Origin of the sequence: Affinundibacterium baiyunense, from assembly GCF_018139645.1 — a bacterium.
GTDB classification, from domain to species: domain Bacteria; phylum Pseudomonadota; class Gammaproteobacteria; order Burkholderiales; family Burkholderiaceae_D; genus Undibacterium; species Undibacterium baiyunense.
Genome location: NZ_JAGSPM010000003.1, coordinates 244,160 through 256,788, shown reverse-complemented (window position 1 = coordinate 256,788; position 12,629 = coordinate 244,160). Strand labels below are relative to the sequence as shown.

The 12,629-nt window shown below is 45.3% G+C and carries 11 protein-coding genes; 1 reads left to right on the top strand and 10 read right to left on the bottom strand.

Features of this window, described 5'->3' with window-relative positions:
• Positions 1-41: 41 nt before the first annotated feature.
• The 5 genes from KDM92_RS06720 to KDM92_RS06700 form a co-directional block, all read right to left on the bottom strand.
• Positions 42-689: a DUF4386 family protein gene (locus KDM92_RS06720; protein ID WP_212683622.1), complete on the bottom strand. Its 648-nt coding sequence runs from the start codon at positions 687-689 to the stop codon at positions 42-44.
• 67 nt (positions 690-756) lie between these two features.
• On the bottom strand, positions 757-1,545 hold the full coding sequence (locus KDM92_RS06715; protein WP_212683621.1) for a LytR/AlgR family response regulator transcription factor: 789 nt from the start codon (positions 1,543-1,545) through the stop codon (positions 757-759).
• A complete protein-coding gene (locus KDM92_RS06710; RefSeq protein ID WP_212683620.1) occupies positions 1,542-2,624 on the bottom strand; it encodes a sensor histidine kinase in 1,083 nt (360 codons plus the stop codon). Before KDM92_RS06710 ends, KDM92_RS06715 begins: the two co-directional genes overlap by 4 nt.
• A 123-nt stretch (positions 2,625-2,747) precedes the next feature.
• Positions 2,748-2,984, bottom strand: coding sequence for a helix-turn-helix domain-containing protein (locus KDM92_RS06705; RefSeq protein ID WP_212683619.1), 237 nt, complete (start codon positions 2,982-2,984; stop codon positions 2,748-2,750).
• A 9-nt stretch (positions 2,985-2,993) separates the two neighbouring features.
• Positions 2,994-3,581: a hypothetical protein gene (locus tag KDM92_RS06700; protein ID WP_212683618.1), complete on the bottom strand. Its 588-nt coding sequence runs from the start codon at positions 3,579-3,581 to the stop codon at positions 2,994-2,996.
• 399 nt (positions 3,582-3,980) lie between these two features.
• On the opposite strand from KDM92_RS06700, the gene KDM92_RS06695 reads away from it, so the two are divergent.
• Positions 3,981-6,296 (top strand): TonB-dependent hemoglobin/transferrin/lactoferrin family receptor, encoded by a 2,316-nt coding sequence (locus KDM92_RS06695; RefSeq protein ID WP_212683617.1) that lies wholly within the window; start codon positions 3,981-3,983, stop codon positions 6,294-6,296.
• Positions 6,297-6,503: 207 nt separating this feature from the next.
• Here KDM92_RS06695 and KDM92_RS06690 read toward each other — a convergent pair whose 3' ends face one another.
• From KDM92_RS06690 to KDM92_RS06670, 5 genes are all read right to left on the bottom strand, one after another.
• Positions 6,504-6,695 (bottom strand): hypothetical protein, encoded by a 192-nt coding sequence (locus KDM92_RS06690; RefSeq protein WP_212683616.1) that lies wholly within the window; start codon positions 6,693-6,695, stop codon positions 6,504-6,506.
• Positions 6,696-6,706: 11 nt separating this feature from the next.
• Complete coding sequence (locus KDM92_RS06685; protein ID WP_212683615.1) at positions 6,707-7,402, bottom strand: hypothetical protein; 696 nt, start codon at positions 7,400-7,402, stop codon at positions 6,707-6,709.
• Between the two features lie 4 nt (positions 7,403-7,406).
• Positions 7,407-10,157 carry a PEP/pyruvate-binding domain-containing protein gene (locus KDM92_RS06680; RefSeq protein WP_212683614.1) on the bottom strand — a complete coding sequence of 917 codons (2,751 nt, stop codon included), beginning with the start codon at positions 10,155-10,157 and terminating at the stop codon, positions 7,407-7,409.
• A gap of 339 nt (positions 10,158-10,496) precedes the next feature.
• The gene (locus KDM92_RS06675; RefSeq protein ID WP_230408227.1) at positions 10,497-10,754 is read right to left on the bottom strand and encodes a c-type cytochrome; all 258 of its coding nucleotides are present in this window, start codon (positions 10,752-10,754) and stop codon (positions 10,497-10,499) included.
• A 73-nt stretch (positions 10,755-10,827) separates the two neighbouring features.
• Complete coding sequence (locus KDM92_RS06670; RefSeq protein WP_438947459.1) at positions 10,828-12,579, bottom strand: cytochrome D1 domain-containing protein; 1,752 nt, start codon at positions 12,577-12,579, stop codon at positions 10,828-10,830.
• Between the last annotated feature and the right edge of the window lie 50 nt (positions 12,580-12,629).

Sequence of the window (12,629 nt, the reverse complement as noted above, 5' to 3'; positions counted from 1 at the left end):
GATCGGGCTGGTGCTTAGCAATCTGCTTAGAACATAGTAAATCAGTCTTGATGCTGTCTCAGCATCGTCACACCAAGAAATCCAAACCAGATAATTTGACTGATACCGAATAGCTCGGTGAGTCCTGCCGCTGGATAGCAAGTTGCGATGCCGGTAACGCCAACTGCAATACCAAAATAATGAAGTTTTTCGGCTAGCACTTTCGCTTTGAGCCCTGCGCAGCTAATCAATAAAACCCACAAACCACCAACAATCTCATTCCCACCACCCAAAGCTTCTGTCATCGTCGTCACGCTTAGCCACAGCGCGCGCGTTTGTTCGGGCTCGGTGAGACTGAGTTTGAGCACGGCATTTAAACCGATGTTTGCCAACATCCCACTTGTGATCACAAGGCCAACCCACAATACACCGAAGATTGCTGCGAGTTGCGAAAGCGTGTTCGCCTTATTTTTTAGTCGTTCATGTAGTGCTAGGACCAAGACTGCTAGCAGTACGCCAAAGACCACATAGCCAAGAAGATTACTGAAAAAGAGTAAGTTGTGATGACTATCTAAAAAGCCTAGCTTTTGTGCGGAATCGAGTCCTGCTGGCATGGCTAAGACTGTCCCGTACAAGGCAAATAGAGTGATGTAAATGAGCGCCTCGCATATGGCTGCGACACCTGCGATTTTTTGAAGATTGTTCAACATGTTTTCTCCTAATTGAAGTACCTGCCAAGCAACTGTTTAGTGAATAATTGATTATTTATGCGCACAATTATCTTCCTGAAAAAAGATGTGCATAAAGTCTGCTGACCTTGAGTTGATCGGCGTGTTGTCGCAGATGGATAATCAAGGTGCCGGATTCTTGGCGAGTGGCGCGTTCTATCGCGTTGACTTGCACTAAAGTGGATCGATGGATTTGCCAGAATTGTTCAGGATCGAGTTGCGCTTTTAATTCTCTCAGGGTTGCGCGTATAAAATATTCTCGTTCAGCCGTGACAACTTTCAGATATTTGTCGACCGCTTCGATATACAGAACATCGGCTATCGCAACAAAGTACACAGAATTGCCGCTGCTTGCTTGTAGATTTTTCAGGTAACTTTGATGGTCTGATGGCGCAGCTTTGAATAATCCAGCAAGTTGCTCTAGCGTGGTGGTGGTCGGTACTTGTGTCTTTTGTGCCAAGGCTTGTTGCAGGCGCTGGCAGGTTTGCATCAGCCGTTCGCTTTTCAGTGGCTTGATGAGGTAGTCCAACGCTGCCTTTTCAAATGCTTGCACCGCATATTGATCGAAAGCGGTAACAAAGACGATCATCGGAAAAGCTTTGCTTTCAAGTGGCCATTCTTCTGCTAGTGCTTCCACTACTTCTAAGCCATTGAGTAGCGGCATGCTAATGTCGAGAAACAAAATATCGACTTGCTCTTTCAGCCCGGTTTCCAGCGCAGCGACGCCATTTCTTAGGTTGGCAACAATTGTTAATTGTGGCCACAGCTTTTGTAGCTCGCGCTCTAGGTGTTCTGCGAGCAAAGGTTCATCTTCAGCAATAAGGGCAGTAATGCTCATGATTTTGTGGTTCCTTGAGTAATCGGGAATTGCAGAGTGACGCTGTAGCCACCGTTAGCAGGTGTGTTGATATCGAGTGCAGCGTTAGCGCCGTACATATGTTGCAAACGTTCTCGTACATGCTGCAAGCCATAGCCCATCTGCTTATTCGGCTGTGGATGATCAAACCTTGTGCCGCAGCCGTTGTCTGCTACTTGTATGTGTAGATGTTGATGCACACGTTCCGCTTGAATGCTAATGGTGCCGCCATGTTCGGTTGGTTCCAGTCCATGTTTGATGGCATTCTCAACTAGGGGTTGGAGTATCATGGCCGGTATAGGAATGTGGGCAAGTTCGGGGGGCAACTTGAGTTGAATTTGTAGACGATCGCGCATGCGAATTTGCATTAAGGCGAGATAGCCTTGAATGCGTCGAAACTCTTCTTCCAAGCTGTGATTTTGTGCGCGAGATCCATTGAGGCTGGCGCGTAGGAAGTCGTTGAGGTGATCTAACATGCTTTGCGCGGCACGCGTATCGACTTCAATCAAAACACGTAAATTCGCCAGCGTGTTGAATAGCATGTGTGGTTCTAACTGCGATTGCAGCAGACGTAAATGGCTTTCAGTAGCACTGTGTTGAATCGCCGCATTGCGCGCCTCCATGCTAGCAATGTAATTGCGGCTATATAGGTAGATGGTGCTCATCAGGGCTGCGATCAAGCACACCCCTAAAATAATAATCAGGCCATAGCCATGAATTTGTAATTTTCGCGTATCACCGGTAAGTATCAGAGCGATATTGCCGCCGATCAGATATCCGCCTAGACAAGAAATGGGGATCCAGACAAACATGAAGGGCCAGCCAGGCCAGGCGAAGTCTTGTTGCAACACTAGTTTGGTGTACTTGCGCAGAAAGTAGGTCGCTCCGTGTCGCCCCATTTCAATGAGTGTTTGTATACATAGCCCTACGCATAGCGCATGTACTGCCATCATCCAAACTTTTTCCTTGAACAAGAAGCTTAAGAAAATCGATGCGATGAATATCAAGGGAGCACTAACCCGTAGTTCGCGCCAAAGAAAATTCAAAATAATTTTAGTCATGATGCAAAGTTATGTAGTCAGGGGCTTCATCCTAGATGGCATGAATGCGGCTGTCAGCACAATGTGACGAAGCTAACTATGAAGTCGTGAGTGGTCGTTAGAACAGCATGAGCCGTTTATTTTTTAGCTCGCATCATCCGCCGAATTTGCCGATACTTCACCATCGAACGCCAAAATATCTCCAGGCTGACATTGCAATACATGGCAAATTTTTTCTAAGGTGTCGAAGCGTATCGCCTTCGCTCGACCAGATTTGAGGACAGATAAATTTTGCGGTGTGATATCGACTAATTCCGCCAAAGTATTCAGGCGCATCTTGCGCTGTGCTAGCACCACATCTAAGTTCACAATGATAGGCATGCGGTTTCCTTAAATGGTGAGTTCAGCTTCTTCGTTTAGGTCGGTGCCGATTTCTAAGGCCCATAGGATGAGGCTATAAAAAGCTAAGCTAAAGAGAAATGAGAAGGAGTTTGCCATTAAGTGTCCTAGTCGGTTTAAATTTTCCTTATCTATTTGAGACCAAACCAAAATGACGCACAGCAACTGCGTTCCTAGTATCAAGAAATTGACGTAGAGATTCATCTTGAAAGCTTTGCGCGCGTTGGAAACGGCGAGCCTATTGAAAATTTCACCTGCATTAAAGCATTCGATTAACTTTTGAAAGTGAAGAAGAATATAGATCACCATAGACAGTACGCTTGCACCAAGGATGAAGCATACGAGTCGAGTGAACAGTGTCATCTTTGTTTGGAGCGCCCAATCAACAACATCTGAGTTGTTTGCGATTTCGATAGCCAAGGCACTTAAACCAATGTCGCCTAATGGGAAAAATAGAAATAAAAATAGTCCGATTGTGCCGCCAAGTCCACACAGGATAAGTAGTGGCATAGAAACCCAAAGCAAATACCCACTCACTTTGCGAAATGCAGCAATCCGTTTGTTACGTTCTAAGTTCATACTCCGCTCCTGTCTAGGTTTGATATTGGATGCATTGTATGAATTAAAAACATGAAATGCAATATTTAATTATCGTTTTTCGATAATTAAATATTGTTTTGGGTTTGCTTAGGCTATTTTTAAAAGGACTAACTTGCTTGTTTTTGCTCGAGGCTAAATGAGGCTTCTTGGGTGAAGCCAAGTGCATCTCGTAGCGGATGCTTTCAAATTAATTTTTTAGTTGTTTTTGCGGCCTTTACGTGGTTTGTTTTAACGCAAATTACATGTCTTTTTCCTGCATTTAATGAGCATTTTTCGGCAAAACTAGTTCTTTATAACTAGGTAATTAATCAAATAGCTGATTGACCGTAATCCTGCGGTATCTAGACTATGGAAATGAATTTATTCTCTGGAGCTAGTATGAAAACCTTTGCTTGTCCGCATAAAGAAATCTTGGCTTGTAGGCCTTTACGTAAGTCAGCAATTGCCCTAGGTTTGGCCAGTCTTTATTCGCTTGCGATGACACCCGCTTATGCACAGACGCAAACCAGTAGTGTATTGCTGGTTGATAAAGCACCACAGATCGTCGTGATTAGCGGTACCCGCTACGAGCAATTCATAGAAAACCTGCCCTTGTCGATTGATGTGATTGAGCAAAAAGAATTAGAGCGTTTAGGCATTTTAGATATCCGTGATTTAGCGAAGAATTTGTCGAATATCGAAGTTAAGCGCGCACCAGCGCGTTTCACCGTTACGGGCGTCGGCAATGCGACTGGTCGTGATGGTAATGCGGGCTTTAGCATACGCGGACAAGATGGTAATCGAGTCTTGATGTTGGTCGATGGCATGCGTTTGCCACGTAGTTATATCAATGGTAGCAATGCGTTTGGACGTGATTCGATTGCGATGAATTTAATTCGTCAAGTTGAAATCGTCCGTGGCCCATCATCGGTGTTGTATGGTTCGGATGGCTTGGCTGGGCTAGTCAATTTTATGACGGTAGACCCACAAGATTTTTTACAAGAGAAGCGAGCGGCACCGAAGAACATCGGTGGAAAAGTGTTTGCTAGCTGGAGTGGTGATGATCATAGTCGCAGCATTGGGGCGAGTTTGGCTGGGCGTTTTGATCAACAATGGAGTTGGTTGATTAGTGCCAATACCAGCAAGGCAAGAGGCTTAGAAAATAGGGGCACGAATGATGTTCCTAATATAGACAGAACCACGCCAAATCCGCAGCAAGACCAATCGCAATCTGTGTTAGCTAAACTGGTGTATCAAGCTAGTGCGACGCAAAAGCATAGTTTGACTTATGAGCATGTCGATAAAACTTCGGATTTTGAATTGTTATCCAGTCGTGCCAAATTGCCGATGACAACGGCAGCGGCGGTAAAAGGCGAAACGGTTGACAAAGATTTTACGCGCGATCGACTGAGTTTAATTGATCGTTACACGCTCAATCATGCGTGGGTTGACCATGTACAAAGTCATCTCAGCTATCAAGATAGTCAAGCGCAAGATGATGGCATAACGCATCGCAACACCTTGGCTGATAGGGTGCGTAAGGTGTCGTATGGGGAGCAAGCTTGGCAATGGAGTTTGTTAGCAGACAAGTTGATTAAATCGAATGCCAATTTTGCGCAGCGCGTCAGTCTTGGATTTGATTATTCACGCATTGATGTCAGCAATTTCTTTGATGGTGTCGATCCCGGCAATGCAGATTTTACGCCGCGCAAATATTTCCCTGATACACGCGATTCGAGTCGTGCTGTGTTTGTGCAAGATGAAATTTTTGCGGGTTCTTGGATCATCACACCCGGTCTGCGCTATGACCATTTTGATTTAAACGTGAAAACCCAACAGGGCTTTGCACCACCATCTAAAACACCGGGAAAATCTCTATCAGGATCGGCAGTGGTACCCAAGTTAGGTATGCTGTACAAAGTGAATAGCGATTGGAATGCTTATGCAAGTTTTGCACATGGATTCCGCGCGCCAAATGCGCAGCAAATCAATGGTGTTTTTGAGAGTTCGACGGTGCCCGCGGTGTTGTTAGCGAATCCTGAGCTAAAGCCAGAGAAGAGTCAGAATGTCGAGTTCGGCGTACGTGCTTTGTTTGAGAAGTTCAATCTCGATTTCGCCGTGTTTAGTGGCCGCTATACCGATTTAATTTACGATAAAAAACCACTGGGCGGTAAAGGCGTTGCTGGTGATCCAGCAATATTTCAAACGGTCAATGTGGACAAGGCTAAAATTGATGGCTTTGAAATCCGTGGGCAAGTTCAATGGGCAGAGTTTGCGGGTGGCAAATGGAGTTCGCCATTTTCTTATGGCAAAACACGCGGTACCGATCAAGTTGCACATACGCCTTTGAGTGCGATTAATCCAAGCAAGTTCTTTGCGGGTTTGCGCTACACCAATGATACGGTCGATTGGCAGTTGAGCGCACGCCATCAAGCAGGCAAAGACGAAGCGGATTTGAGTAGCCCATACTTGCCTAAACCAGCAGTGCCGCCACGTGTGCGTCAATTTATAGTGCCTAGTGTGACGACGATGGATATGCAATTGCAATGGAACATGCAGAAGAACTGGCGCTTGAATGTGGGTGTCGATAATCTGACCAATAAGAAATATTGGAATTGGAGTGATGTACAAGGATTAGCCGCGAACTCTGTGGTGGTTGATGCTTATACGCAGCCTGGTCGTTACTATCATGCTTCTTTGGTGGTGGGATTTTAGATTGTTGTTGCGTTGAGTTTGTTTGTTTTTGCAAGATTTCGTTGTTGCTGAACGACCGTCACCCTAACCCTCTCCCGCTTGCGGGAGAGGGGATTGCTAGCGAGATTGATTGGAGCTGATTATTTCTTAAATTTGGTAATCAAAAATGACGAGGATTGCTTATTCCAACCGATACTCAAAGTTCCCTCTCCCGCAAGCGGGAGAGGGCTAGGGTGAGGGCGGTTCAGTAAGCAAACCAAGTAAACCAAACAAACCAACCAAACAAACCAACCAAACAAACCAACCAAACAAACCAACCAAACAAACCAACCAACCAACCAAACAAACCAACCAACCAACCAAACAAACCAACCAACCAAACAAACCAAACAAACCAAACAAACCAAACAAACCAAGCAAAGTTGAAAAAATTAGCGCGTCAACTTCTTCCCTGTTTTCATATCAATCAAGATGATTGAACTAGTCGTTTCGCTAAGATTCGACCCAGAAGATTTCATTTCCAAATGCAGCACCGAAGTGGCCCCAGTATTTTCTAATTTGCTATGACAGGGATAAACTGGATGCGCAAACTGGTGTTCGATAATCTGGCGGCGGATATCGAGATTGATAATTTGAAATTTGCCATGCTGATCAGCACCTGCTATGTAAGGGCGTAGTGGATCGAGTATGAAGCAATCTAGCGTGGTGCTCAATAAAGTTCTACGTGGCGCAAACAATTGCGTATCAGCGATGCCCTCTCCCATTTGATAATCATGTACCCAGCCTTGATAGACAGGTTCGGCTTTGGGGTCATAACTCAGTTCCCATAACTCCGCGATATCGGGCAGGACCAGAATAAAACTTTGTCGCTGTTCATGATGCAAGACGGCACTGAGACGAGAAACTTTTTCCTGTTTGTTTTGCAAGCGCAGTGTACGCAACGTTTTTTGTGTAGTGCGATCAAGGATGCGAACTTGGTATTTTTCTACATCTTCGACTAACTGATACTGCTGGGTTTGTAGACGCGGCGATGTGCTTTCCAGATGGCTCGATTGCGCTAGTATTTGAGTATTAAAAATACCCAAGCAAGTTGTGAAAAGTAGGCGCAATGTGAATTGAAGTGACATGATTTTACTGATTTATTTTGCTCGATGTTAAGCGATAGAGGCGACCAGCTGGTCCATCAATCAAGACTTCATCGCCATCTTGTAGTTGCGATGTAATGCTGGGTAAATTGACGATTGTTGGAATACCTAGCTCACGTGCAACGATGGCGCTATGCGAGAGATAGCCACCAGTTTCAACGATCATGCCACCCGCTTTCAAAAAGATCGGTAGCCAACTGGGATCTGTGCTGAGTGCAATTGCAATGTCGCCTTGCTTTAGCTTGGCGATCTGTGCGGGGGATTCGATCAAGCAGACTTTGCCACGGTAACTTGCCATACTGACGGCGATACCTTGCCATTCTTGTGTAGCTTCGTTGGGAGCGTGCTCTTGCGTTAACTCTTGTGCGAATTCGTTGGTAGATGGGCTCGCAATGATGCCCTGTGCTGTTTGAAGTACTACATCGCGTATCGGCATCGCGTTCCAGTGTGCGATTTGTTGTTGTCGATCGCCGATGCGATGTTGATATGCCTGTGCCAAATGTTTGCCTGCTTCGATATCCGATAGCGCACAGTCAATCTCAGCATAATCTAAATCAAACACGTCGCTAATTTCAAGAATAATGCCTGCGTTTTGTAAGCGTCGACCAACTTCTAACATTAAAGAACGCGAACGCTCGAGTATTAAGCCAAAATGACTACGTGCAAATTCACGTTGATTGCATTCCATTTTGGCTTGCTTTTGCATGAATTTGATGGTGCCAATTTGTCCGAGGTGACATTGTTCTTTGATTGTTTTCCACGCCCAAGCGATTTGTTCTTGCTGCCGTTTTTGTAAAGCGTCTATATCGACTTCTGCCAAGTTGAGTATGGCTAGATGCAGGGTGTTGGATTGTTCACGCCAACTCGGTCTTGAAATATAAGATTCGTAATTGCCGCGATGACCGTAATGGGTCAAAAACTCGGTGTAGGCATGTTGAAATGTTTCGCTACAAGTTTGTATGCCGCTCTCACTTGGCAGATTTCCTTTTAGAAAATCGAGTGCGATTTTATCTTTGGCTGCGATTTTTGCGAGGCCGAGCAAATCAAAGGCTTGCTGTGCGCTCACGCTCATTTCGCCTTCACTCATTAATGCGGCGATGAGTGCTTTGGCATCTTGCAGACAGGCTTTGTCTAAAAATTTTTGTAATTGCATCAGCGTGCCACTGGCACCTTGCATTAAGCATAGGCCGCGATGTTGCAGGTAGGTATAGCGTGATCGATCGCGAATTTCTTGCAGAAGGGCTGCATTGCTCAAGCTGGATAAATCTTGTTTGCGCCACAGCAGACTATTCGCTTGTATTGTTTTTGCCTCTTGCATACCGCGCCGTCGATAAGCCGGGAAACGGGTTAAGGCTTTGAAAAAATTGCCAGCAATCTTGAGATACTCAGACCAATGTCGTTTGGGGATAGGTATATTGGCTTGATGCCCACCAAAAATGAAATTGACTTCATCCGGTTGTAGATTGAAGTGCTGGAATGTCTCCCATTGAATTACTGACGCGTTTAAATAAACGTGTCCATCAAATTGGGTTATGCGCTGTATCCCAGCAGGAACTTGAATGCCGACGATTTGCTGTGCGAGTGTCAGCATTTCGTTGACCGCACATATCATCGGATCACGTTCACAGATCCTGATTGCAAACGGCAAAATTTCTTTGGCATTTCCATTGGTCCACATCGTCGCTTGTTGTTGTAGATACGGATAGGTGTACAACCCACGCGCACTGATAGGGCGGGCTTGCACAAGTTGGAACTCTTGCCCATCGAACACCCATTCAATATCAAAATAAGGCTGAGAATAATCCATCGCCTTTGCTGTCTCACAAGCTAATTTGGCGAGTGTGATGGCTTGCTCATCCGTTAAGATGATTGATGTTTGATTGACTGTATTTGTGGGCGCATTTGTAGGCGAATTTGAGATTGAATTTGTTTTGGACTGTGTAGATTGTGGAGAACTTGGTTCCTCCGATATCTGTATGGCATTACTATGCGCGCAACGACGACCAACGATGTGCCAATCCTGATGCGACCAGTCATGTTGCACGATGATGTCTTCGCCATTGACTTTGCCTGCAACTAGCTCATCTGCCAGACCGAATACACCGCTAATCAATAATCGGTCTTCACGACCATCACGCGGATCGCAAGTGAAGATCACGCCAGCCGCGTGACTCTCTAACATCGGCATGATCACCACTGCCATATTCGCATCGTGATGAGAGAATTGAATTTTGTCGCGATAGGCGCAGGCTTGTGGCGTCCATAAAGAAGCAATGACTTCTAGAATGGCGCGCTCTAGTGCTGCTAGCCCTACTACATTTAGTTCGCTGTGATGAATGCCGGCGAAGGAATGCTGTTGTCCATCTTCACCAATCGCAGAAGAGCGAACTGCTAGAGCTTGTTGTTGCCAGTTCTGTGCCGTTAGCAAGTCCGTTAATGTGCGTCGAAGTTGGGTGTCGCTTTGGTCTAAGCTAGCTAACTGTGTAATTGCTTGACGAACTGCATTTAAAGCAAGTTCTGCTTGCTCGGGCTGATCTTGGTATTGTTCGCATGCTGTTATCGCTTGTGTCCAGATGTGCTCAGGAATCAGTGTGCGGCAATACGCTGCGGGTATGACAAAGCTTACTGGTGTTGGCAAGCCGTAACGCAGCAATCGCGCAAGTTGTGCTCCTTTACCGCCAAGCTGTGGATATTGTTCTGGTGTGGCTTGACGACAGTCGATCAAGCTGAGATTCATAGATTGTTGGTTGAGAGTCATCGTTCATATTCTCGATAATCTGCGTCGCTTGTGGGCGAAGCCTTTCAAGACGGAAAGCTTGGTTCGATATTGTCATATATGATAGAGCGTCTCGGCTGTTAAAGTCTATCAGTGAATATGCGCAAAAATGAAGAATAATAAATAACAAAAAAGCGTACAGATTGTTTTTCTGTACGCTTTTGAAATGCTAAAGACTGCTAAAGCTAGCTAATGGAGAGGACGATTAATTCATACAGATTTGGAGCACCGTGCTGCATAGCACTCCAAATCATGCGGGTTTATTCGACCTTAACACAATCCTAAATTAAAGCTAAAAGCTTAATTTAAAGAAAGTACATACTCCACCATCACCTTGATGTCAGCATCGCTGATGGTTTTATTCGGGGACATAGGAATCGGACCCCAAACACCGCTGCCACCATCTTTCACTTTTTTGGATAGCAGGGCAACTGCATCGGCATTGCCTTTGTATTTCTTCGCAACGTCTTTGAATGCTGGGCCGATAATTTTTTTATCGACGCCATGACAACTCATGCAGTTATTTTTCTTTGCGAGGTCAGCACCCGTGTCAGCCATTGCTGGCAAACTGACTAGTGCAATCGCACACGCTACTAAGATGCTTGAAATTGAGCTTTTCATTCGATTCTCCTTAATACACGTCATGCTGTGTATTGTTGACGTTGAATTTGCCAGTTGGTGTGATCAGTTTTGGATCGCGAATCACTTTTTTCAACTTACGTGTTTTGTCATCAACGATCACAATTGCAGATTCTTTGTCTTTTGCACTCCAGACAGAGAACCAAACTTCATCGCCAGCCACGTTGTATTCAGGTTGTACGATACGTTTCGCTCCGTCACCTAAACCAGACCATTCACCGATAGGCAAAACTTCAAAGCCCTTACCGAAGTTATTGATGTCAAACACGGCGACAGATTGACTGATTTTCGCATCAGGATGCAATGGTGTATCAACCCACAGATTTTTGGATTTTGGATGGGTTTTGATAAACAAAGAACCACCACCTTGTCCTTTAATCGTATCAACTACTTTCCATGCTTGTCCTTTGTGTTTCACTGGATCAGTACCAATCATGGAGATGGTCTCATCACCTAAGTGGCTAGTTGCCCATACTGGACCAAACTTAGGATGTACAAAGTTTGCGCCCCGGCCTGGATGCGGTGTTTTACCTACTTCTACAATCGCCGCCATCTTGTCTTCTTTGGTATCAACTACCGCGATCTTGTTCGATGCATTTGCAGCGACTAAGAAGTAGCGACCAGTTGAATCGAAACCACCATCATGCAAGAACTTCGCTGCATCCAAAGTCGTTACTTTGAGGTTGTTCAGATCTGAGTAATTCACCATCATGATCTTGCCCGTTTCTTTGGCATTGATCACGAATTCTGGATGGTAGTGGGACGCCACGATAGAGGCAACACGTGGTTCTGGATGGTATTCATTGTCCACTGTCATGCCGCGTGTAGAAACGATCTTCAAAGGTTTCAAAGAGTCACCTTCCATCAACACGTATTGTGGTGGCCAGTAAGAACCCGCGACCGCAAATTTGTCTTCATAGCCTTTGAACTTGGATGTTTCTACAGAACGTGCTTCCAAACCGACTTTGATTTCAGCGACGTTATCTGGTTTCTCCATCCACAAGTCAATCAAGTTCAAACGTGCATCACGACCGATCACGTAGAGGTAACGACCAGAAGCGGAGATACGTGAAATATGTACAGCGTAGCCAGTTTTAACGATGTTGATGATTTTCTTGGTATCGCCATCGATCAAAGCGACTTCGCCAGAATCACGCAAAGTCGTTGAGAAGATATTGGCGATGTTGTACTTATTCATCTTCTTAGTTGGACGTTTGGAAGGTGGAATGATGTCCTTCCAGGTCGCCAGCATTTCTTTCATGCCAAATTCTGGTGGAGTAGGTGGCTCTTGTTGAATATAGCGTGCCATCAAATCGACTTCTTTTTCGCTCAAGTCGCCAGAAGTCCCCCAGTTTGGCATACCTGCTGGTGAGCCATAAGCGATGAATACTTTGAGGTAGTCAGTCCCTTTTTCTAAAGTGATATCCGGTGTCAGCGCTTTACCTGTCGCACCTTTACGCAATACGCCGTGGCAGCCTGCGCAACGTTGGAAGTAGATTTGTTTACCAATCTCAAATTCCGCTTGCGTCATTGCTGGCGCTTTTGGATTGATATTTTGATGCATGGCTTCGCTCGCTAAAGGGGAGCCGCCAGCTTGGTATTTCAATTCTGCTGCCGCGTGTGTCTTTTCATCTTTCTTCTCTTGTGCATAAGCAAAGCCAAAGGTGAGTGGCAAGCAAGCGAGTGCAGCGACGAGAGGGCGCAGCATCGGGGTTCTGATCGTATTGATATTGGTTGACTTCATTTTAGGTCCTCTTTTTTTTGATGAAATTACGACTGTATTTCGGTAAAAAA

Excerpts from the sequence above, each read along its gene's own strand:
- KDM92_RS06670 (WP_438947459.1), bottom strand. The coding sequence starts at position 12,579 with ATGAAGTCAACCAATATCAATACGATCAGAACCCCGATGCTGCGCCCT.
- KDM92_RS06695 (WP_212683617.1), top strand. The coding sequence starts at position 3,981 with ATGAAAACCTTTGCTTGTCCGCATAAAGAAATCTTGGCTTGTAGGCCT.
- KDM92_RS06715 (WP_212683621.1), bottom strand. The coding sequence starts at position 1,545 with ATGAGCATTACTGCCCTTATTGCTGAAGATGAACCTTTGCTCGCAGAA.
- KDM92_RS06705 (WP_212683619.1), bottom strand. The coding sequence starts at position 2,984 with ATGCCTATCATTGTGAACTTAGATGTGGTGCTAGCACAGCGCAAGATG.
- KDM92_RS06675 (WP_230408227.1), bottom strand. The coding sequence starts at position 10,754 with ATGGCTGACACGGGTGCTGACCTCGCAAAGAAAAATAACTGCATGAGT.
- KDM92_RS06720 (WP_212683622.1), bottom strand. The coding sequence starts at position 689 with ATGTTGAACAATCTTCAAAAAATCGCAGGTGTCGCAGCCATATGCGAG.
- KDM92_RS06685 (WP_212683615.1), bottom strand. The coding sequence starts at position 7,402 with ATGTCACTTCAATTCACATTGCGCCTACTTTTCACAACTTGCTTGGGT.
- KDM92_RS06710 (WP_212683620.1), bottom strand. The coding sequence starts at position 2,624 with ATGACTAAAATTATTTTGAATTTTCTTTGGCGCGAACTACGGGTTAGT.
- KDM92_RS06700 (WP_212683618.1), bottom strand. The coding sequence starts at position 3,581 with ATGAACTTAGAACGTAACAAACGGATTGCTGCATTTCGCAAAGTGAGT.
- KDM92_RS06680 (WP_212683614.1), bottom strand. The coding sequence starts at position 10,157 with ATGAATCTCAGCTTGATCGACTGTCGTCAAGCCACACCAGAACAATAT.